Source organism: Flavobacterium sp. UW10123 (assembly GCF_040538975.1).
In the GTDB taxonomy this organism is placed as follows: Bacteria; Bacteroidota; Bacteroidia; order Flavobacteriales; family Flavobacteriaceae; genus Flavobacterium.
The window spans coordinates 1-21,961 of the sequence record NZ_JBEWQE010000029.1; the positions used below are offsets into that span (position 1 = coordinate 1).

Annotated in this window: 17 protein-coding genes and 1 pseudogene; 12 read left to right on the top strand and 6 right to left on the bottom strand. The window is 33.6% G+C overall.

All coding sequences use genetic code 11. From position 1 onward, the window contains the following. A pseudogene (locus tag ABXT06_RS22430) lies at positions 1-223 on the bottom strand (hypothetical protein); the annotation flags it as partial. Here ABXT06_RS22430 and ABXT06_RS22435 point away from each other — a divergent pair. From ABXT06_RS22435 to ABXT06_RS22480, 10 genes are all read left to right on the top strand, one after another. Further along, positions 222-938, top strand: coding sequence for a PKD domain-containing protein (locus tag ABXT06_RS22435; RefSeq protein ID WP_354592716.1), 717 nt, complete (start codon positions 222-224; stop codon positions 936-938). The pseudogene ABXT06_RS22430 and the gene ABXT06_RS22435 overlap by 2 nt on opposite strands. A 25-nt stretch (positions 939-963) precedes the next feature. After that, positions 964-3,243 carry a T9SS type A sorting domain-containing protein gene (locus tag ABXT06_RS22440; RefSeq protein WP_354592717.1) on the top strand — a complete coding sequence of 760 codons (2,280 nt, stop codon included), beginning with the start codon at positions 964-966 and terminating at the stop codon, positions 3,241-3,243. A 193-nt stretch (positions 3,244-3,436) separates the two neighbouring features. After that, positions 3,437-4,075 carry an NAD(P)H-binding protein gene (locus ABXT06_RS22445; protein WP_354592718.1) on the top strand — a complete coding sequence of 213 codons (639 nt, stop codon included), beginning with the start codon at positions 3,437-3,439 and terminating at the stop codon, positions 4,073-4,075. Positions 4,076-4,244: 169 nt separating this feature from the next. Beyond that, positions 4,245-6,230: a GAF domain-containing hybrid sensor histidine kinase/response regulator gene (locus tag ABXT06_RS22450; protein WP_354592719.1), complete on the top strand. Its 1,986-nt coding sequence runs from the start codon at positions 4,245-4,247 to the stop codon at positions 6,228-6,230. A 75-nt stretch (positions 6,231-6,305) separates the two neighbouring features. Further along, positions 6,306-6,671, top strand: a complete 366-nt coding sequence (locus ABXT06_RS22455) for a response regulator transcription factor (RefSeq protein WP_177209840.1) — start codon at positions 6,306-6,308, stop codon at positions 6,669-6,671. Then, positions 6,671-7,885, top strand: a complete 1,215-nt coding sequence (locus ABXT06_RS22460; RefSeq protein ID WP_354592720.1) for a YaiO family outer membrane beta-barrel protein — start codon at positions 6,671-6,673, stop codon at positions 7,883-7,885. Before ABXT06_RS22455 ends, ABXT06_RS22460 begins: the two co-directional genes overlap by 1 nt. Before the next feature lies 1 nt (position 7,886). Further along, positions 7,887-8,708 carry a hypothetical protein gene (locus tag ABXT06_RS22465; RefSeq protein ID WP_354592721.1) on the top strand — a complete coding sequence of 274 codons (822 nt, stop codon included), beginning with the start codon at positions 7,887-7,889 and terminating at the stop codon, positions 8,706-8,708. Between the two features lie 12 nt (positions 8,709-8,720). Further along, entirely contained in the window at positions 8,721-10,154 is a 1,434-nt protein-coding gene (locus tag ABXT06_RS22470; protein WP_354592722.1) for a glycosyltransferase family 2 protein, read from the top strand. 55 nt (positions 10,155-10,209) lie between these two features. Then, on the top strand, positions 10,210-11,022 hold the full coding sequence (locus tag ABXT06_RS22475; RefSeq protein WP_354592723.1) for a helix-turn-helix domain-containing protein: 813 nt from the start codon (positions 10,210-10,212) through the stop codon (positions 11,020-11,022). A 79-nt stretch (positions 11,023-11,101) separates the two neighbouring features. Further along, positions 11,102-11,713, top strand: coding sequence for a DUF417 family protein (locus tag ABXT06_RS22480; protein ID WP_354592724.1), 612 nt, complete (start codon positions 11,102-11,104; stop codon positions 11,711-11,713). Positions 11,714-12,027: 314 nt separating this feature from the next. Here ABXT06_RS22480 and ABXT06_RS22485 read toward each other — a convergent pair whose 3' ends face one another. The 4 genes from ABXT06_RS22485 to ABXT06_RS22500 all read right to left on the bottom strand — a co-directional run bounded on the left by ABXT06_RS22485 (position 12,028) and on the right by ABXT06_RS22500 (position 18,856). Beyond that, a complete protein-coding gene (locus tag ABXT06_RS22485) occupies positions 12,028-14,451 on the bottom strand; it encodes an ABC transporter permease (RefSeq protein ID WP_354592725.1) in 2,424 nt (807 codons plus the stop codon). Between the two features lie 128 nt (positions 14,452-14,579). After that, entirely contained in the window at positions 14,580-16,991 is a 2,412-nt protein-coding gene (locus ABXT06_RS22490) for an ABC transporter permease (RefSeq protein WP_354592726.1), read from the bottom strand. Between the two features lie 4 nt (positions 16,992-16,995). Then, positions 16,996-17,706 (bottom strand): ABC transporter ATP-binding protein, encoded by a 711-nt coding sequence (locus tag ABXT06_RS22495; RefSeq protein WP_129746783.1) that lies wholly within the window; start codon positions 17,704-17,706, stop codon positions 16,996-16,998. A gap of 31 nt (positions 17,707-17,737) precedes the next feature. Next, on the bottom strand, positions 17,738-18,856 hold the full coding sequence (locus tag ABXT06_RS22500) for an ABC transporter ATP-binding protein (RefSeq protein ID WP_354592727.1): 1,119 nt from the start codon (positions 18,854-18,856) through the stop codon (positions 17,738-17,740). A gap of 240 nt (positions 18,857-19,096) precedes the next feature. On the opposite strand from ABXT06_RS22500, the gene ABXT06_RS22505 reads away from it, so the two are divergent. Both ABXT06_RS22505 and ABXT06_RS22510 read left to right on the top strand, forming a co-directional pair. Continuing rightward, the gene (locus ABXT06_RS22505; protein ID WP_354592728.1) at positions 19,097-20,446 is read left to right on the top strand and encodes a sigma-54-dependent transcriptional regulator; all 1,350 of its coding nucleotides are present in this window, start codon (positions 19,097-19,099) and stop codon (positions 20,444-20,446) included. Between the two features lie 2 nt (positions 20,447-20,448). Next, complete coding sequence (locus ABXT06_RS22510; protein WP_354592729.1) at positions 20,449-21,783, top strand: sensor histidine kinase; 1,335 nt, start codon at positions 20,449-20,451, stop codon at positions 21,781-21,783. Positions 21,784-21,856: 73 nt separating this feature from the next. Here ABXT06_RS22510 and ABXT06_RS22515 read toward each other — a convergent pair. Beyond that, positions 21,857-21,961 (bottom strand): IS3 family transposase (locus tag ABXT06_RS22515; RefSeq protein ID WP_354592730.1); only part of this gene is annotated, 105 nt, incomplete at its 5' end.

The following is a 21,961-nucleotide window of genomic DNA, read 5'->3' on the forward strand; positions in this document are numbered from 1 at the left end:
CTCTGTAACCGCCAGAATTCGCGACATACAATTTTCCGTTATGAATAACCATTTGTTCAGGCTGATAGCCAACGGTTACTTTTCTTTTTATATCTAATGTATTTGATTTTCGTCCCGCAGTTGGACAGTTTACAAACGAAATTCCGCAATATACCGCAGGAAATACAGAAGCCAATATGATTTCTGTAGCTAAAAAAGCAATTGTCGGTTCAAATACAACCATGATTTCTTTAGGCGGTTTTGGCGGTTATGTGGTTTTTGGTTTTGATCACACCATTCCAAATATGAACGGACGAGATTTTAAGGTTTTAGGAAATGCCTTTTGGGGAAATGAAGCCAACGAAGCGCGTGCTGGATCTTGTGAACCAGGAATTATAATGGTCGCTTACGACAGAAATAAAAACGGAAAACCAGATGAAGACGAATGGTATGAGATTGCTGGAAGCGAATATTTTAAAAACACGACTATAAAGAACTATTCGATTACCTATTTCAAACCAGATTCAAACAAATCTCCAGTTGCAGGAACAGAATTTTGGCAGGTAAATACGGAATACATTAAATGGCAGGATAATGCAGGAAATTCAGGTTATAAATCACAAAATGTATTTCATGATCAAAGCTATTACCCGCTTTGGATTGCCGATGCTTCTTATACTTTGAAAGGAACAAAAATGGCAGATAATTTCTATGACCAAAGTGGCGAAGGTTCATATTGGGTTGGCAAATCATTTGAATTTGGTTATGCCGATAATGCGCCAAATAATGATGAAGCTTCTAACATTGATATTTCTTGGGCAGTCGATAAAAACGGAAAATATGTAAAGCTTCCCGGAATAGACTTCGTAAAAATATACACCGCAATTAATCAGGAAGCGGGCTGGCTTGGAGAAGTTTCTACAGAAGTTTCAGGTGCTTACGATTTACATCTTAACTAAAACAACATTTTAAAATCAATACATTATGAAGAAAAACTACTTTATAGTAATAATGCTATTTTTTGCATTTCTAACCAATGCCCAAATAAAAGTTCAGGGTATTCCTAGAAATGACATTAAATTAAAAACAGTCACACAAAAGCAATTACAAGCAAAAAATGCTACTGTAACAACTTTTGATGATATTCAGTTTTGGGTTGGTACAGGTGCCAATAAAGCAGCATTTGCCGTACAATGGAACGACGGAAAAAATACAGACGCCTTAATCTGGGGATTTAAATGGGACGGAAATGCAACTGGCGAAGACATGATGAAAGCCATTGCAAAAGCCGATCCTCGTTTTTACACTCTTTTATTGCAAGGAACACAATTTGGAACTGCAATTGGGGGTTTCGGTTTCGATTTGGATGGAGCCAACACAATTGGATTGTACAAAAGCGGAAACGTAACATATCCTTATTATCCTGTAAACGGTATTGTAAATACAGCAGTTTATGATTTTGACGAATATACGCCAATTGATGCATCAGATCACTGGCAATCTGGTTGGACAGTTAATGGATATTGGTCGTATTGGGTAAGAGATGACGCTAATAATGGTTTTGATTATTCTGGATTAGGAGCATCGAGTCGAGTTTTACAAAACGGCTCTTGGGATGTCTGGAATTTTAATGTTTCGTTTGCAGAAGAACCAATTGCAGTATTTACTCCTGTAACACCTTACGCGAATACAATAGATTTTACAAAAGGTTATTTCATGGTAAACGAAGAATGGTTTGGCCACACAAATGGATCTGTAAATTTTGTCAGCAATGACGGGAAAATTAATTATAGAGTGTATAGCGATTTAAATGAAAATAGAGCTTTTGGAGCTACAACGCAATACGGAACTATTTATGGGGATAAATTTTATTTTGTTTCTAAACAAGCTAAAGACGGAGGCGATACGCAATATACGCCAGGCGGAAGATTGGTTGTAGCTGATGCTTCGACAATGAAAACCCTTGCAGAATTTGATAATATTGGAGGAGGAGATGGGCGTTCTTTTGTTGGAGTGGATGAAAAAATGGGATATATAGGCGCTTCAAACGGAGTTTTTACTTTTGATATTGCCAATATGAAAGTAGGAACTCTCATTGCAGGAACAGGAGGCGGAAGCCAATATGCGGGTCAGATTGGAAACATGATTCGCACTTCTCAATATGTATTTGCTGTAAAACAAAATGGTGGGATTTTGGTTATTGATCCTAAAACTAATACTGTCGTAAAAACCATAACTGGAGCGTTTCATTCAGTTACGCAATCTAAAGATGGAAGCATTTGGGGAATTCAAAATAAGAAGCTAATTAATATTGATCCTTTAACTTTTGCTACTGTCGAATATGCCATACCAACCACTCAATATTTAGGTTCTTGGGGCGCTTGGAACGCAGGTAGTTTTACATATAGCAACAAAGAAAATGCTTTGTATTGGATGAATTCTGTAAACGCATTTACGTCGGGTGTTCTAATTATAAAGTTTGATGTGGCAACCAAAACATTCAATGAAAGCTTTGCGACACTTCCAGGGCAAACAGGAACTTTTAAACAAATTCCTTATGGGGCAGCATTGAGAATTGATCCTGTTTCAGATCAGATTATTGTAAACACAACAGAAAGCGGTTTTGGTGCACATTATCAAAAAAACTGGATTCATATTTTTGATAATACAGGAAAATTAATTGATACCAAAGTTTTAAATGATTATTACTGGTTTCCAGCCATGACGGTATTTCCAGATAATGCAGCGCCAGTTGTAAATGCAATTTTGCCTTCGGAAATTTCAACGGGAAGTCCTACGATTATTGATTTGAAAACAGTAGTTTCAGATGAAGATAATTTGTCGGCAGCTATTGTAAAAACGATAAAATCAAATAGTGACGAGAATATTGTTTCAGCAGAAATTAATACCAATGAAGAACTGATTTTAACACCAAAAATAGGTGGGAAAGCAACAGTTGTTATCAGTTTTAATTCTAATGGAAAAATTGTAGAAAAATCGATCTTGGTTGACACAGCCGTTTTAGGAAGAGACGAATTCACGAAAGTGCAATTGTCAATTTATCCAAATCCAGTTTCAGATTATCTGAATATTAGTACTGAAGATGAAGTTACTGATGTTGTAATTTATGATGTTAATGGAAGAACGATTAACACTCAATTAAACAACAATCAAATCGATGTAAGCAATTTTGCCAAAGGTTTTTATATTATCAATATTGAAACTGATAAAGCAAAGTATACTCAGAAATTTATTAAAAGATAAGATTTAAATACTGTAATTAATGAGGCTGTCACTTTGGTGACGGCCTTTTTTTGTGCAACAAAATGCTTCGGAGAAGCATAATATTTATAGCAAATAAAATAACGAGAAAAAAAGCTCCAGAGGAGCGACATATCGATAGACATTTTTTTCAATAAAAAGATCATTATATTTACGAAACAAAATTCCGAACATTATGAAAGCATTGGTAATTGGAGCTACAGGCGCAACAGGAAAAGAGCTAGTTAATCTGCTTTTAGAAAGCATTGATTATAAAGCAGTTTCAATTTTTGTGAGGCGTCCAACAGGAAAATCACATCCAAAATTGACCGAGCATGTTGTTAATTTTTCGAATGTCAATTCGTTTCAGAATTTAATTGATGGAGACGTTCTTTTTTCTTGCCTCGGAACGACTTTAAAAGATGCAGGTTCAAAAGAAAAACAATGGAAAATCGATTATGATATTCCTGCCGATTTCGCAGCCGCTGCCAAACAAAACAATGTCAATTCTTTGGTTTTAGTTTCTTCGTACGGAGCTTCAGCTAAAAGTAGCGTATATTATTCTATGATGAAAGGAAAACTTGAAGACTATCTACAAGGACTTAATTTTCCTCAATATATCATTTTCAGACCAGGACCTTTAATTCGAGAAAATACAGATCGTTTAGGCGAAAAGATTTCAGTCAAAGTCATAAAATTCTTCAATGCAATTGGGCTTTTTAAAAACCTCACTCCAATCACAACCGCATTTTTAGCTGAGAAATTAGTAAAAGCACCGAAAGTGCTTTCGGAGGGGATGACAATACTTGAATTAAACCGTATTCTTAAATTGTAAGGCAAGTTTGTTATTAAGAATGTTGCGAGAAATTGAATTAGAATAGGATAGGTAATCCAAACCGTTATACTTAAGTCTCCTCAGGTATAATTTTGTAATAAACCCTCTGTTTTAAAAAGGCTTTTATGCAAATTTGCTTTACCTTTATACACTTTACCACGCCAAAGAAATGAATAAAGATTACCCCATCCCAGAAAACGAACTACAACGTTTAGCCGCTTTAAAACGTTATAATATACTTGACACACTTCCTGATGATGCTTTTGATGATGCCACAAAGCTTGTCGCTTATATCTGCGGTGTTCCAATTGCCCATATTTCTTTTATTGATGAAGATAGACAATGGTTTAAATCTGAAATTGGAGTGGGAGTGACTGAAGTTCCTCGAGAAATCTCTTTTTGCAATTATACTATTTTGGATACCAAAATTGTAGAAATCAATGATACGCATGTAAACGAAATCTTCAAGGATGATCCTAATGTAACTGGTGGATTTAACGTTAGGTTTTATGCAGGAGTTCCGCTTACAACCCCTGATGGTTATAATATTGGTACTTTGTGTGCGGTAGATCATGTGGTTAAGGAATTAAATGATAATCAGCGTAATGCACTTTCGATTATAGCCAAGCATGTTATAGCACAGTTAGAATTAAGCACAAAAAACAACCAATTGTATGCTCAGAGAAAAATTGCAGAGCGTGCGGTTTTGGCTAGAGATAGTTTTTTGGCCAATATGAGCCATGAAATAAGAACACCTTTAAATGCTGTTATCGGTTTTACTGACTTGCTTGCACAGACAGAATTAGACGATACTCAACGGGATTATATTGAAAGTGTTCAGGTTGCTGGCGAAAATTTACTTCTAATTGTAAATGACATTTTGGATTTGTCTAAAATGGAATCTGGAAATTTGACAATCGAAGCCGAGCCGTTTAATTTAAAGAAAACACTAAAACATGTTTATAATTTACTCAAAGTAAAAGTGCAGAAAGATGTCGAATTTGATCTTTTTCTTGATGCAGAAATGCCCGATATGGTTATTGGGGATCAAGGAAGACTAAATCAGATATTGGTGAATCTTATTGGCAATTCGCTAAAATTTACCAATGAAGGAGAAGTTACAGTTTCGGTTAAAAAAATAGACGAAACAGAAGATCATTATTCGCTTAAATTCTCAGTAAAAGATACTGGAATTGGGATACCAAAAAATAAATTGGAAACCATTTTTGAGAGATTTACGCAAGGAGAAGAAAGCACTACTAGAACCTACGGAGGAACTGGACTTGGACTGAATATTGTAAAACAATTGGTAGAACTGCAAAAAGGAGAAGTGCATGTAAAAAGTACACCAAACCGCGGTTCCGAATTTTACTTTTTACTTTCTTACAGAAAAGCTGATATTGTAGAAAATAATGTAAAAACAGTTTCTAAGAATGATTTAGGAAGTCTTAAAATTCTGCTTTGCGAAGACAATATTTTAAACCAAAAACTCGCAAAAAGCGTAATTAATAATTTTGGCTTTGATTTGGATATCGCAAATAATGGAGAAGAAGGCATAGAACTTTTATCTCAAAACCAATATGATTTGGTGTTGATGGACTTACAAATGCCTGTTAAAGATGGATATCAAACGACAGAATATATTCGAAATGAAATGAACTCCAATATTCCAATTATTGCCATGACAGCGCATTCTTTGGTCGGAGAGCAGGAACGCTGTTATAAATCAGGTATGGACGCTTATGTTCCTAAGCCTTTTAAACAGGCTGTTCTTTTAAAAGCGATAAAGACAGTAATGACTCCAGATAGAGATACGCATCATAAGAGAATTATTGATATGTCTTTTTTGGATGAAATGTCTGGCGGCGATCCTGAATTTATGAAAGATATGATAGGTCTTTTTATTGAAAAAATCCCTGTTCAGTCGGCTCAGTTAGAAGAAGCATTTAAGAATAGTGATTACGACAACGTAAAGAAACTGGCACATAATATGAAATCAAGCATGGACATTTTTATGTTGCAGGATTTGAGCAATTGTTTGTCGATTATCGAAGAAGAAGCGTCATCTGGCGAATTTACTGCTGAAACATTAGATAAAGTAAATATTTTCAGCTGCGGAATAGAAGAAGTCGTTAAAATTTTAAAAGAGCTATGATATAAGCGAAATATACAGTAGCTTTATAGTTATGATGGTATAATTTTGAATATCCCCCAGATAAAAAAATAAAAAATGAGAATTATTGTAGCCGAAGATAATGATATCCTACGCAAATCGTTATCTTTTTTCTTAGAATCTAAAGGATTTAGTGTTGACCAGTTTTCTGATGGAAAAGAGGCGCTAGAAGCGATCGAAAAAGAAAACTATGATTTAATCTTGACCGATATAAACATGCCGGGCGTTAGCGGAATGGAAATTACCCAACACGTTCGAGAGAACCTTAAATCGGATATTCCTGTCATTATACTGACTTCTTCTGGAGTTGAGCAGACTGAGCTTGACTCTTTTGATATTGGAGCAAACGAATTTATTGCTAAACCAGTAAGTCCGGCCGTACTTTTAGTGAGAATTAATAAATTACTAAAAACCCGAATCTGATGAAGTTTATATATTATTCTATTTTCCTGCTTTTTATTTCCTCTATTGCAATTGGACAAGAAATTAATATAGATGAAACTCTGGCAAACGCAAGACGCGAGGCTGAAAAAGAAAATTATGATAAAGCATTGTCGATAATAGAACCTCTGCGCGCCAAATATCTGGAAAATGAAGATGTGCAGACTTTTGCGGGACGAATTTACAGCTGGAAAAAGGATTATAAAACGGCTATAAAGATTTTGTCTCCAATGGCAGACAGAAACAATCCGAATCCTGAGGCTTTGCAAGCGCTTATAAATGTTTATTTCTGGACAGAAGATTACGAAAAATGTATTTTGTATTGTGATAAATATCTTGCCATCGATTCAAAATCGGTTGAGATTTTGAAGATTAAAGCAACTTGTCTGGAAAAATTAAACCGCGATCAGGAAGCATTAGATTTAATAGATAAAGCATCTTATATCGATAATAGCACGCAAGCCTTTAGTGGAATACGCACGCTTATTGGACGTAAAGCAAAAAATACAGTTTCAGCTTCTTACCTAAATATTTCGACTTCAGATCCAGGACAGCAGCCATTTCATTACGGATATGTTGAGTATTCACATAAATTCAGCAAATCGGCAATCGTAGGAAGAGCAAATATTGGAAATATCGGCAGCGAAACTCAAATGCTTTTTGAAACCGATTTTTATCAGACCTTTTCGAACAAAAGCTACTTGTACGCAAATGCTGGAGTATCAACAGGAGAAACCATTTTTCCTGTAGCTAAAGCAGGTTTAGAATATTATTTTAAGCCACAGAAACATTTTGATTTTTCGCTTGGAGGAAGATTCATGCATTTTGATACAGATGATATTACACTGCTTACAGGACAATTAGCCTATAATGCCGGAATTTATAGTTTTGCATATAGACCTTATTACGATATTTCGAACGAGCTGTTTTCTCATGTTTTAAGCGTTCAGCGTGTTAATGAAGAAAAGGAACGCCTTATAAGACTGGAGTTGCAATACGGAAATGTTCCGTACCTGTATCTCTACAATAATTTTACAGAGCCATTAAAAGCCTATCGTGTCGGACTTCAATATCAGCATCGTTTTGGAGATTCGTTTTTTGTACGTCCTATCTTTCTTTATGAATATGAGGAATATATTCCTAGTGAATACAGAAATAAGTTTAATGTACAGCTAATTGTAACAAAACGTTTTTAAGATGACAGAATTCTGGGAACTATATAAAAATGGCCAGTGGGAAGTACCTTTTCTTACTTTCTCCATTTATCTGTTCGTATCGGCCTCACTTATTCTATATCTTATTATTGTTGCCAGCAGAAATAGTAAAATAAAAAGAGAACGTCTTAGCAAAGAATACAGTGAAGTGATAGACAAAATAATGTCAGATGTCGTTTTTGAAGAAATTCCTTTTACCGAAGTAAAAAAAGACAAAAACTTTCTAGTTCTTTTTGATACTTCTTTCTTTAGAGAAGTTTTGACAGATTCTCTTATTAATCTGCATAAAAATTATGAGGGTGTTTATGCTCAAAAATTAGAGCAGTTTTATAAAGATTCTGGATTGATAAAAGATTCATTTAAAAAGCTTAAAAGCCTAAAATGGGAGGTAAAGTGTAAAGGAATTACCGAATTGTCAGAATTTAATATTAGAGAAGCATTTGATCAGATTATTGTTTATTCTAAAGCCAGAAAAAAGACTTTAAAAATTGTGGCAATAAATGCAGCAATTAAACTTGAAGGAACCGAAAGCATAAAGTATTTAGTAGAACATTCAGATCCTATTGACGATTGGATGCAACTGAATATTATTGGCGCTTTCAAAAAGCATGATGTTGGAGATACAGTAGGAATTGAACATTTATTAGAATCGCAAAATACGACAGTAATTGCACTTGGTTTAAAACTGATAAAAGAACTTAAATTATCGCAAAAGCTTCCTTATGTTGTTCATTTGGCAGACAATACTTCAAATACTATAATTAAATACGAAGCGCAGAGTATTTTACAGACCTTAACAGCATAATATTATAAGAAAATGACTTTTTTTAATACAGAAATAACGTGGTTTTTGGATGTATATATACTCCTTATTCTTGGTTACGCTATACTAATCATGTCTTCTTATTTAATATTGGCCTATCTTTCTACAAAAGAGCTTAGAAAATATCTTAAGCGAAACAGTTTTGTCGATTATGATGTATTGTTAACCAGTGATTTTGCTCCACAACTTTCACTAATTGCACCTGCTTATAATGAAGGTCTTACGATCGAAGAAAATGTAAAATCGTTGCTTTCGCTGAATTACAACAATTATCAGGTAATTGTGGTTAACGACGGAAGCAAAGATAATTCGATGGAAATCTTAACCAAAACCTACGATTTGGTTTTGACCGATTTGGAATTTCATCCAAAAATTGAAACAAAAAAAATCAGAGGAATTTACACTTCTAGAAATGCAGCTTTCAAAAAACTAATTGTTGTCGATAAAGAAAATGGAGGTAAAGCCGATGCCTTAAATGTCGGACTTAATATTGCCCAAAATCCGTATGTAGTTTGTATTGATGTCGATTGTATCTTAGACAAAGATTCGCTTTTAAAACTCGCAAAACCATTTTTAGAATCGTACGGTAAACGCATTATTGCAACTGGAGGTGTAGTGCGAGTTGCAAACCAATGCATCATTAAAAACGGACGCTTGGTTGAAGTGAATGTTCCAGATGTGATGCTGTCTAGAATTCAGGTTTTAGAATACTTAAGAGCTTTTCTTTTAGGAAGAATGGCGTGGGGAAAACTCGATGGATTATTGCTGATAAGCGGTGCCTTTGGAGCTTTTGATAAAGAAATAGCCATACTTTCTGGCGGTTACAGCACCAAAACGGTCGGAGAAGATATGGAACTTATTGTGAGAATGCGCCGTTATATGTTGGATAATAAACTGCCTTATTCGGTAAGTTACATTCCAGACCCGCTTTGTTGGACCGAAGCGCCTGAAGATTTCAAAATATTCAAAAAACAGCGCTCCCGCTGGATGAGAGGAACAATAGAAACGTTAAGCATTCATCGCAGAATGTTCCTTAATCCAAAATATAAATTGCTAGGAATGCTTAGTGTGCCATATTGGACTTTGTTTGAATTTCTAGCACCTGCAATAGAATTTATTGGTTTAGTCATTACCGCTATTTTTATAATATTTGGTCTTCTAAACTGGCATTTTTTCTTCTTGCTATTGTTTTTTGTATATTCGTTTGCAGTTTTGTTTTCTGTGATTGCTTTATACAGCGAAGAAAAAACCTATCATAAATATCCAAAACAAGCCGATTTTTTTAAGCTTTTAATGGCTGCTTTTATCGAACCGTTTTACTTTCATCCGCTTACGGTTTATGCGGCTTTAGTTGGCTATAAAGAAAAAATTATGGGAACCAAAGGTTGGGGAGAAATGACCAGAAAAGGATTTACTAAAAAAGAATAAAAAAAGCTAAAACCCTTTAGATTTTAGGTTTTTTCTAAAAGACACTATTAGTAATATGAAAATAGAACTGAAACAACCTTTTTTTCTTGAAAAGGCAATCAACGAACCGTATTACAACATTTTAATGTTTGATGGAGAAGCGATTTTTTCTGTTGATTTAACCGATTACGAATGCAAAGGGAAATGTCTTTTGTTTTTAACGCCGTATCAGTTATTGCAGTGGAAAAGTTCGACTGCACCTTTCATAAATATTCTCTGCTTTCATGGAGATTTTTACTGCATTGAATATCATAAAAAAGAAGTGGCCTGTAACGGAATTTTATTCAATGATATTTATAGCGAACCTTTTGTAACGGTTTCCGATTTTATTTACGAAGAAATCACAAGTATTATCGAAAGAATGAAAAGGGTAGAAGACTCAGAACTCGATTATGATAACTCAATTCTAAAATCGTATTTGCAAGTTATTTTGGCTTTAAGCAGCAAAGAAAAACAGCTGAAAATGTCACCGCAGATTCAGGAATCTATTGGAAATGCTGACATTTTGAAGTTTCAGCATTTGTTAGATTCTCATTTTTTAGAAGCAAAAGAAGTTGCTTTTTATGCTTCAAAGTACAAATTGAGTGTGAATACATTCAGTAAAAGAATCAAAAAGCATTTCGGAAAATCGCCTTCTCAGCTTATTCAAGATCGCATTGTTTTGGAAGCTAAGAAATTGCTGCATCTAACTACCAAAACGATAAAAGAAATAGCAGACGATCTTAATTTTGAAGATGAATTTTATTTCAGCCGTTATTTCAAGAAAAGTGTCGGCATTTCGCCTAAAGAATTCAGAAAGGAAGTCGGTATTTCTATTGTGGCAAAATAGTCCATGAAAACTCCTTTACGTCCATTTTTATCCAGATAGCTCTAAAGTAATTTTGATGTGTATTAAAAACATAATCAAAATGGAAAAATTTATAAGATTTATTGCTGGTGGACAAAGTAACTTTATTCACTTTTTAAGAATTGCCATATTTGTTGTAATGGCTTGGATTGGCGGATTAAAAGCCTTTAAATATGAAGCAGATGGAATTGTTCCGCTTGTTGCTAATAGTCCGTTTATGAGTTTCTTTTATAAAGATGCTAATAAACAAGCTGTTAATGATGAAGGAAAAACAGTAAAAGCCTATACGCTTTACAAAAATCTTGAAGGTAAAACTGTTGAAAAAAACATTAAATGGCATGAAGCCAATGGAACTTACATTTTCTCTTACGGATTAGGAACTGTTATTGTCACTATAGGTTTATTGGTTCTTCTAGGAATTTGGTTTCCTAAAATGGGCTTTGTTGGCGGACTTCTAACATTCGGAATGGCATTTGTAACCTTATCATTTTTAATAACAACACCAGAAGTTTACGTTCCTAATTTGGGCGGAGACTTTCCAACACCAGAATTTGGTTTTCCATATCTTTCCGTTGGAGGCCGTTTGGTTCTCAAAGACATTATCATGATGAGCGGTGGACTGATTGTTGCTTCAGATAATGCAAAGAAAATTTTGAAACGTTTTTACGCTTAATTTGTCTTGAAAAAGAAAGCCCCAATTAGTAATATAAAATTAAATAGGAACAGAATTAATTCCGTTCCTATTCATTCCGGAGGAATGTCTGATTGGTAGATTTTTTTAATGGATTCACAGAATACGTTTCGTAGGAACGTTCGATTATCTTCACAATATGTATTCCGCAAAACAGGTGTCCTTACAGGACACTTTGCAAATACGCAATTATTTTTTTTCTACAACGAGATATTCCTAACGGAATATAATTTCATGAAAAAAAGCTGTGCAAGGGCTCAGACTTGCACAGCTTTTTGCAAAAACTTAAAACTAACTTATTCGTATTTCAAATATTTTAAAACATCTGCTTTTGTTGCCTGATACGCTTTTGCCAAAACAATAATTAAAGTAAGCGCCAATAAAAAAACAAAAGAAATTAGGAAAGGCAAAACAGGAATTTCTATTCTAAAAGCAAAATTGTTAAGCCATTTTTGCAGCAAAATATAAGCAGGTAAAATCGCGATTAGAAAACCAATTATGCAATACAAAACATATTGTTTTGACAATTCTTTTAACAGAACATTGGTATCTGCGCCAAGTGTTTTTCGAATGGCAATTTCTTTCATTCTACGCTGAATTGAATAGGAAGCCAAAGCAAATAATCCGAACAAAGCAATAAGTATTACAACAATGTTTAGCAACGAAAATAGATTCTTTTGCTTGACATAAGATTCATAAGTTCTCGCGTATTCTTTGTCTGCAAAATCGTATTGAAACGAATATTCGGTATCAACTTTTGTTTTCCAGAATTTCTCAATTTCGGCAATAGAGCTTTGAATATGATCTGCTTTTAATTTTACGTAAATGCGATTCATTTCGTTGGCCATATCCAGAGATTTTATATGATAAAAAGTAATTGGCGGAACATCGACTTCTGGACTTAAAAGATTAAAATCTTTTACTACACCAATAATGGTCATTTTCTGATTTCCAATTTTGATCTCTTTACCAATAGGGTCTTTTATCTGCATTAAACTCAATGATTTTTCATTAACTAAAACAGAATTTATAGTGTCTGAAGCTATATTTGGACTAAGATTTCTCCCTTTTATTACTTTTATATTAAGCAGATTTAACATGTCATAATCAAGTCCGATTGCTTTTTGTTTGAAAAGCACATCTTGATACCAAATTGGCCATTGTGAATCGTCGGCTCCGTCAAAAGAAAGAAGACCGGTTGAAACATTTTCAACGCCCTTAATTTTTGAAAGTTCTTGTTTTATAGTGTTATATCTTTCAAAAATATTCTTTCCAACATTTTCTCCTTGATAATAGGAAGACGGAAGATTTAACGAAATTGCCATAACTTGATCGCCTTTAAAACCAAGATCTTTGTTGTTTAAATATTTAATTTGCTGATAGACAATTACAGAACCAATAATGAAAAAGGACGCAATTGAAAACTGAAGAATTAGCATTCCGTTTCTAAACCAGACGCCACTTTTGCTTCGGTCATAATTACCCCTTAAAACTTTTAAAGTCTCAAAATTAGCAACATATAAAGCAGGAAATATTCCAGCAAAAACAATGGTTATAATGAAAACTAGTATTAATTGAAGATAAAACTGACTTTCGACTATTCTTAGATTTTTTTCTAAAAAAGAATTGTAATAAGGAAGTGCAATTTCTACAATCATTAACGCTAATAAAACCGAAAAAGCAGTCATCAAAACGGTTTCAAAAATGAATTGCCAAACAATCTGGTTTTTGGAAGCGCCCAATACTTTGCGAACTCCAACTTCCTTAGCTCTTTTAATCGAATTTGCCGTTGCCAAATTGATATAGTTGACAATGGACAGAATAAGAATTAAAACTGACAAGCATGCCATAATTACCAAAAACTGATAATTTCCTCTGCCTTCAGGATAACCATCAGTTACAGAATGCAATCTGGCAGATGAAAGTGGTTCCATCAAAACCTTAAAACTTCCCATTTTCTTGACCATTTCTGCAGGTGTAAAACCCGCTTGTTTGGCAGTTCTTACAATAACCTCGTCATAAAATACTTGATCAAGCATTTTTCGGGTCGACTCTACTTTTGATGGATCTTTCAGTTTTACTAATACTTTTAGAACAAAAAGACCCGGATTTTTAGCAGGATCTGCCAAGTCTTTCATGCGGTTTATCACTATGTTTGGTGCGATCGATGAGTTTCCAGGAATGCGATAAACGCCTGAGATTGTAAACGTAGAATCCAAACATTTGATTTGCTTGCCTATCGGATTTTTATTTCCAAAAAATCGCTCTGCAAGTTTCTCTGAAATGGCAATACTGTTTTCATCTTTTATAGACGATTTGGCATTTCCATATATAAATTCAAAAGGAAAAAGAGAAAAGAAATCTTTTTCGGCATTTATGATTTTGTCTACAAATTCCTTTTGTCCATTGTAAACCACTTTATCTTTTTGATACCATTCATCTGCATAAACAACAGCTTCTACGTTGGGATCATTTTCTAAATGAGGTTTTAAACGCACAGGGTTATTTGCAGTTACAGGCATATCGCTTAATTGAGCTAATACCTGATAAACGTTGTCTTTCTCTGGGTTCCAAGCATTATAATTATGTTCGTCGTTCCAATACAGAAGCGCGAAAATTAAGCCTGAAATGCCTATTGATAATCCGAGAATATTGAGTGCAGTAAAAAGTTTACTGTGTTTTATTTGATAGATAAATATATTGATCCAGTTTCTTAACATTTTATGTATGTTTTTATACTTCGGGGTTAGTTTCACGCAGATTTTAAAGATTCTGGCAGATTGTTTTTAAATTAAAAAGTATCTGCTTAAATCATATTATATCTGCGTGAAATAAAAAATCAAACTAATTACTCATATTTTAAATAGCGTAAAACATCTACTTTGGTAACCTGATAGGCTTTTGCTAAAACAATCGTCAGTGTTAAAAATAACAGTGAAACAAAAGCAACTAGAAAAGGCAGAAACGGAATATCGATTCGAGAAGCAAAGTTTTCTAGCCATTTCTGCATTAATAAATAGGCAGGAACAATTCCGATTAAGAAACCAATTACGCAGAAAAGGACATACTGTTTAGACAATTCTTTTAGCAAAATATTGGTTTCCGCACCGAGTGTTTTTCTAATCGCTATTTCGCGCAATCTTCTTTCCATAGAAAAAGAAGCCAAAGCAAATAATCCGAAGACAGCAATTAATATTACCACAACATTCAGTAAAGCAAACAAGTTTCTCTGATCTTGATATTTTTTATAAGTTCTTGCAAAGTTTTTATCTACAAAGCCATATTCAAAAGGGTATTCCTGATCGACCTTAGATTTCCAGAATTTTTCAATTGAAGCAATCGTTTCTGGCATTCCGTCAGGTGATATTTTAACAGTAATAAACTGCAAATCATTTTCCATCCAGGAAACAGATTTAAGGTGAAAGAAAATCATAGGCGCCACACTATATTCCATTCCGATATAATGAAAATCTTTAACGATACCGACAACCTTATATTTTTGACCGCCAAAAGTAATTTCTTTGTTTATTGGATCTTTTACCATAAGAGTTTTTGCAGCTGTTTCATTCAATAATGCACTTGTAATACTATCTGTTGCCAGTTTGCTGCTTAAATCTCTTCCTTTAACTATTTTAACTCCTAGTAAATCTAATTGGCCAAAGTCAAGTCCCAATTGCTGTGTAATAACTTCTTTATTAGATTTATAATGAAGTCCTTGCCAAGAATTGAGATTGCTTCCAATGGAAAAAACTCCAGCAGAAACAGCTTCAACACCTTTAATTTTTGAAAGTTCCTGTTTTATAGTTTTATATCTTTCATACTGGATTTTATCTTTTACAGGTCTAAAAGCAATGTCCATAACTTGCGCACCATTAAAACCTAAATCTTTGGCAATCATGTAATTTACCTGTTTATGAACAATAAAAGATCCGATGATAAAAAGAGTAGCAATAGAAAATTGTAAAACAAGCATTCCGTTACGAATCCAGACACCGTTTTTACTTCTCGAAAAATTGCCTTTTAAGACTTTTAGCGCTTCAAAATTCGAAATATAAACAGCTGGAAAAACTCCTGAAACGATAATGACAAAAAAGAAAATTAAAATAAGCTGAAAGTAAAATTGAGTTCCAATTAGCGTTAAGTTTTTATTTAAAAAAGCATTATAAAACGGAAGCGAAAGCTCAACGATTACCATTGCCAGTAAAACAGAAAACAAAGTGATGAGTGTGGTTTCAAAAACAAATTGAGCAATAATTTGCGCTTTTGAAGCGCCTACAATTTTACGAACTCCAACTTCTTTAGCACGTCTTACGGCATTTGCAGTAGCCATATTGATGTAGTTTACAATCGAAAGTATTAAAATTAAGATAGATAAACCCATTACGATTTTTAGAAATTGCAAATTGGCATTCTGTTCAGGAAATGCATAATTTCCTTGACGAAGCCTTGCTTTTGTTAACGGAAGAAGTCTTGATTTTATAGGTTCGCCATATTGTTTAATAAACTGTTCTAGCGATAAACCTTCAGCTTTTGCCTGTTTTTTGTAGTTGTCTTCAAGGAATATTTTATTTAAATTTTGAATAACTGCTGTAGTGTCGCTTGGCTTTTTTAGTTTTAACATTAATCCGTAACTAAAACCCCAGTTATCTTTATTTTTTTCTAATTCTTCTTCGATAACAGGGGTAATTACAGAAGGCATTACTGATGATTTTTCAGACGTTTTAAAAATACCGCGAACAACAAAAATGCGATCGGCATATTTTACTTGTTTGCCCATTGGGTTTTCATTCTTAAAAATGCGTGCAGCAGTTTCTTTAGAAAGCACCATACTGTTTATGTCGCTAAAAGCTGTTTTGGCATTGCCTTGAATAAATTCAAATGGGAAGAAAGAAAAGAAGCTCCTTTCGGCAGAAAAGATTTTATCAACCAATTCGATTTTTCCGTTATACTGAATAGTTTCTGTAGTATAGTTTACTCTGAAATAACAGTATTTATCCAAATATGAAGTAGTTGCATTAAGCATTCTACCTGGAATTGGAGAATTTGTTGTCCAGATATTTCCACCGCCAAAATCATTCATTGCAATGAAAATTTTATCTTTCTCAGGATTCCATTGATCGTAAGAATGTTCGTCGTTCCAGTATAGAATCGCAAAAATTAAACCTGCAATTCCAATACTCAAGCCCAATATATTTAGAGCCGTAAAGAATTTGTTGTTCTTTATATGATAAACAAATATGTTTGTCCAATTCTTCAACATGACTTTAGTAATTAGAATTTACCAAAACATCCACATTTCTATGATTCACTTTTTCAGAAAGGATTACACCATCTTTCATGAAAATGGTTTTTTGTGAAAAAGAAGCGTCATAATCGGAGTGCGTTACCATCAGAATTGTTGATCCGCTGGCATGAAGATCGGTTAATAATTCCATTACTTCATTTCCGTTTCGGCTGTCCAAGTTTCCTGTTGGCTCATCGGCTAAAATAATTTTCGGATTATTGATTAAAGCTCTTGCCACAGCTACACGTTGCTGCTGTCCGCCAGAAAGCTGCTGCGGAAAATGTTTCAATCTATGAGCAATTCCTAAAATTTTTGCCATTTCGTTTACTCTTGATTTTCTTTCGGCAGAAGGAACATTGCTGTAAATTAAAGGCAATTCGATGTTATCAAAAACCGATAATTCATCAATTAAATTGAAATTTTGAAAAATGAATCCGATGTTTTCTTTTCTGGCTTGCGATTTTTGTTTTTCCTTCAAACCCACCATTTCCTGATCAAGAAGTTGGTAGCTTCCGCTTGAAGCGCTATCCAGAAGTCCGATGATGTTCAATAAAGTCGATTTTCCGCTTCCGGACGGTCCCATAATAGAAACGAAATCGCCTTGATTGATGGTTAACGAAATTTCGCTTAATGCTTTAGTTTCTAATTCCTCAGTTCTAAATACTTTTGAAAGTTTTGTAATGGTAATCATAATTTGACTGTTTTGATTTTTGATTGATTGATTATTTGATTTTTTTTAATTGCATTTTGATTGTGTCTTTATACAATACCATATTCCACTGCATAGAATTGCTGTCGAAATTATTAATTTGGACAGAAATTGTATCAGGATTTTGCAAGTTTCTTTCATACGAAATCACTTTAAAGGTATTTTTTGCATCATCAAATCGATATTTCATATAAATAGAGGCACTGTCGACATACATATTTGGATTTGGGCAAAAAAACATCTTTTCTCTTTCTTCAATATAAATAGTTTTCCATGCAGAACTATCTTTTTTCCATGCAGTGTCAGGAATAATTTTGCCATTGCGCGATATGCTTTCAACTTTCCATTTTCCAAAATATCTTTTAGAAAGCTGAACTTTATGGCTGTAATAAAGTACAAACAAACATGGTATTATGATGCAAAAGGCTCTTGCAGCAATACGCAATGCTTTATTTTTTATTATAGAATAAGCTTTTGAAGAATGATTGAATAAAGCAATTATGTTTTCTTTATACTGCCATAACAAATAAGCTAAACCTAGCATAATTATTATTGAGGTAAAACAGGTAATAGGACCAATATTGTAAAATAGATTAATCAGTAAAATATTAAACATTACCGGCATAAGCAATACTAATCCGAGTAAAATAGATCGTCTGAATAGTAATGCGATACCTCCCGCAATTTGTAATAGGGCAACTATTATAGAAAGTCCATAAGAATAGCCATAATATTTCCAAGTTAGTTCTTGGCCTGTTAGCGTGCTTGCCAAAGAATCATTTATATGGTAAGAAAAAGAAAAATTAACGTCTATAATCTTTTCAAAACCAAAAATGCAAACGTGAAAAGCAATCCAAAATCGTAATAATACAATAAGCAGAGTTTTGTATTTTTCGCAGTTTATGTTATTGTTTTTCTCTTTATAATTCCAGTAAAATGAAAAGATAAACGAAAATAAAATTGCCGCCAATAAACTCAACATTCCAGCTGCATTTATAAATTTTGTGAGATTATATGGTAGAATTGGTAATATCACAAAAAGTAAAGCGTTTATTCCGCCTACGATTGCGAGGAAACTTAAATAAAATTTTGAGAACCAGTTAGATTGAATTGTTGAATGATTGGTGGTCATAAAAGATAATGGTTTTAGTTGTTTTATTTTTAGGTTTTAAAATATTTACAATGTGTAATCGCTATTTATTTTGTTATTTTTACTTCCGAAAGCTGTTAATTATTAATGATTTACAAGTTCTAATGTGATTTTCGTGCCAGTAAATTAAACATTGTAAAACCCTTGTTTTTAGGTGATTATTTTTTAATAAAAAATTAAACTGTCCATTAATGGACATCTTTCGTCCAAAACTGAACAATAATGAAAAAGACCAACGCATCTATTTTAATCATCGACGATCAAGAAGACATTCTTTTTGCATCAAAAGTCTATCTGAAAAAGTATTTTGAAAACATTTATACACTCAATAATCCGAAAAATATTGTCGAATTATTGGCAAAAAATGCCATTGATGTTGTTTTATTGGACATGAATTATAGATTGGGATTTGAAGATGGGAGAGAAGGTTTGTATTTATTGAAAGAAATAAAAACGCTTTCGCCAAAAACTGTCGTAATCTTAATGACTGCTTTTGGAAAAGTGGAAACAGCAGTTGAAGGTTTAAAATCGGGTGCTTTTGATTATATCCTAAAACCATGGGAAAATAAAAAGCTTTTAGAATCGGTAAAACAAGCTGTAGATAAAGCCCGAAAAGAACAGAAGAAAAATAAAGACGTTGAAATAAAAGAAGAATTCTTTGTCGGAAGTTCTGAAATTATAAAAAAGGCTTATTCGTTAGCTGATAAAGTTGCCAAAACAGATGCGAATGTTTTGATTTTGGGCGAAAACGGAACAGGGAAATTTGTTCTCGCACATCATATTCATACACAATCCGAAAGAAAAAATCAGCCATTTATTGCAGTTGATTTGGGTTCTTTAAATTCGAACATTTTTGAAAGCGAATTGTTTGGTTATGCTAAAGGCGCTTTTACTGATGCCAAAACTGATACGGCTGGACGTTTTGAAATGGCACAGAACGGAACTATTTTCTTAGATGAAATAGGGAATATACCGCTTCACTTGCAATCGAAACTTTTGCAGGTTATTCAGACCAAAACTGTAACAAGATTAGGAGAAACGAAAGCAAGACCTTTGAATGTTCGCATTATTACGGCAACTAATTTGAATTTAAAACTGGAAGTTGCCGAAAAAAACTTCCGTGAAGATTTGTATTATCGCATCAATACGATGGAAATTGTTTTGCCTCCGTTAAGAGAACGACATGAAGATAAGATCCCGCTTGCTGAATATCTTTTGGATAAAATGATAGAAAAATATAGCCGTGACGAAATCACTTTTGATAAAAAAGTCTTAGAACAGATTGAAAAACACGCTTGGAACGGAAACATCCGTGAAATGGAGAATAAGATTGAACGTGCCGTAATTCTTTGCGAAAATAATACCATCACAGTTTCTGATTTGGATTTGGAAACGATAACGCCTTACGAGGAAAACTCAGATGATATTCAGCTTTCTTCGGTTGAAAAGGCCACGGTTGAAAAAGCACTTCTTAAAAACAATAACAATATCAGTAAAACTGCTGAAGAACTGGGTTTGTCAAGAGGCGCGCTGTATAGACGTTTGGAGAAATTTAATATCAATATCGATTAATTATGTTAAGGACTTTACAAACTTACAAACTCCTTTTTCTGCGATTGATTTTTATCGTTATTGGTATAGAATTATCGCTGTATTTTTTTAAAATTGGTTTGCTTTTTACAGGTATTTTTGGTCTCTGCATGGTTTTTCTGTTGGGTAGAGAAATGTATTTTTATGTTAGAAATATGGTTTTAATTTACAATAAAACCATTTCTTCGATACTTCAGGATGATTTTAGCTCCGATTTTTCTAAGCATAAATTCAATAGCACCTATAATGAGCTGTTTACTTTGTACGAAACGCTGAAAAGCAAACAAAATGAACAGGTTACGAGAGATATTATTTACCGTTCGATTTTAAATAATATAGAATCGGGTGTTATTATTTTGCAGAGGCAGGAAAGCGATTGGAGTATTTTTTTAATGAATGATTATTTTTCGAGCAATTTTAATGTTCCGAAAGTTTCTAAATGGAAATATCTTAGAAATCAGCTGCCGTCTTTGTGTGAAATTATCGAAGAAGATGATTTTCATGAAATTAAAACTTCAATTGAGCTTAGCATAAACGAACAAAGCAAACAAACGTTTGTTTTGCAGGCTTCACGAACCGAAATCTTTGGACAAGATTATTTTATCGTTTTGCTAGATTCGATTCAGAATGTGGTGGAGAAAAAGGAAAAAGATGCATGGATCAATCTCATGAAAGTGATTTCGCATGAATTGCTTAATTCCATAACGCCAATTCGTTCAATCTGTCAGAATCTGGAAGATTTGGTAGAACAAGATTCGCTTTCTTCAGAAGATTTAGAAGACATCAAAAACAGCGTACAAACGATGTTGAGACGAAGCGATCATTTGCAGAAATTTGTTGAGGGATATCGAAAATTGGCAATGCTTCCTTCGCCAAAAAAAGAAAAAGCAGAATTGCTGTATTTGGTCGAAAACTGTATCGAAGTTATGAATCCGTTGTTTAGGAAAAATAAAATCGAGGTGATTAATGGTGTCACTCAAAATTATTTGATAAATGTAGATTCTCAGCAATTAGAACAAGTGTTGATCAATTTATTGACGAATTCGATTAATGCTCTGGAAAACAGCAATCAGAAACAAATTTCGATTTCGGCGGAAGCCAAAAATAACCGCATTTTTATTAAGGTTTCGGACAGCGGAAAAGGAATTGAAAAAGAAATTGAAGACAAAATATTTCTTCCGTTTTTCACCACCAGAACTGAAGGCGCAGGAATTGGTTTGACTTTATCCAAAAATATTATTGAAGCGCACGGCGGTTATATTTCGCATAAAAGCGAAAATGGAAAAACGGTTTTTGAAATTTCTTTGATTGAAGATTGATAGATATACTCTAAAGTTAGTTTGCGCATTTTTGTCATTTCTGTAAAAGTTACTTATTTCGGTAACGGATTTATCATTTCGATTGGCTTTTTCCATCAATTCCCTGATGCGGTCTTTCATGATTGTAATAGTATAAATATTGCAGCAATTCCTCTTTTAGTTCTTCTTGAGAATCAAA

Excerpts from the sequence above, each read along its gene's own strand:
- ABXT06_RS22435 (WP_354592716.1), top strand. The coding sequence starts at position 222 with ATGATTTCTTTAGGCGGTTTTGGCGGTTATGTGGTTTTTGGTTTTGAT.
- ABXT06_RS22440 (WP_354592717.1), top strand. The coding sequence starts at position 964 with ATGAAGAAAAACTACTTTATAGTAATAATGCTATTTTTTGCATTTCTA.
- ABXT06_RS22445 (WP_354592718.1), top strand. The coding sequence starts at position 3,437 with ATGAAAGCATTGGTAATTGGAGCTACAGGCGCAACAGGAAAAGAGCTA.
- ABXT06_RS22450 (WP_354592719.1), top strand. The coding sequence starts at position 4,245 with ATGAATAAAGATTACCCCATCCCAGAAAACGAACTACAACGTTTAGCC.
- ABXT06_RS22455 (WP_177209840.1), top strand. The coding sequence starts at position 6,306 with ATGAGAATTATTGTAGCCGAAGATAATGATATCCTACGCAAATCGTTA.
- ABXT06_RS22460 (WP_354592720.1), top strand. The coding sequence starts at position 6,671 with ATGAAGTTTATATATTATTCTATTTTCCTGCTTTTTATTTCCTCTATT.
- ABXT06_RS22465 (WP_354592721.1), top strand. The coding sequence starts at position 7,887 with ATGACAGAATTCTGGGAACTATATAAAAATGGCCAGTGGGAAGTACCT.
- ABXT06_RS22470 (WP_354592722.1), top strand. The coding sequence starts at position 8,721 with ATGACTTTTTTTAATACAGAAATAACGTGGTTTTTGGATGTATATATA.
- ABXT06_RS22475 (WP_354592723.1), top strand. The coding sequence starts at position 10,210 with ATGAAAATAGAACTGAAACAACCTTTTTTTCTTGAAAAGGCAATCAAC.
- ABXT06_RS22480 (WP_354592724.1), top strand. The coding sequence starts at position 11,102 with ATGGAAAAATTTATAAGATTTATTGCTGGTGGACAAAGTAACTTTATT.
- ABXT06_RS22485 (WP_354592725.1), bottom strand. The coding sequence starts at position 14,451 with ATGTTAAGAAACTGGATCAATATATTTATCTATCAAATAAAACACAGT.
- ABXT06_RS22490 (WP_354592726.1), bottom strand. The coding sequence starts at position 16,991 with ATGTTGAAGAATTGGACAAACATATTTGTTTATCATATAAAGAACAAC.
- ABXT06_RS22495 (WP_129746783.1), bottom strand. The coding sequence starts at position 17,706 with ATGATTACCATTACAAAACTTTCAAAAGTATTTAGAACTGAGGAATTA.
- ABXT06_RS22500 (WP_354592727.1), bottom strand. The coding sequence starts at position 18,856 with ATGACCACCAATCATTCAACAATTCAATCTAACTGGTTCTCAAAATTT.
- ABXT06_RS22505 (WP_354592728.1), top strand. The coding sequence starts at position 19,097 with ATGAAAAAGACCAACGCATCTATTTTAATCATCGACGATCAAGAAGAC.
- ABXT06_RS22510 (WP_354592729.1), top strand. The coding sequence starts at position 20,449 with ATGTTAAGGACTTTACAAACTTACAAACTCCTTTTTCTGCGATTGATT.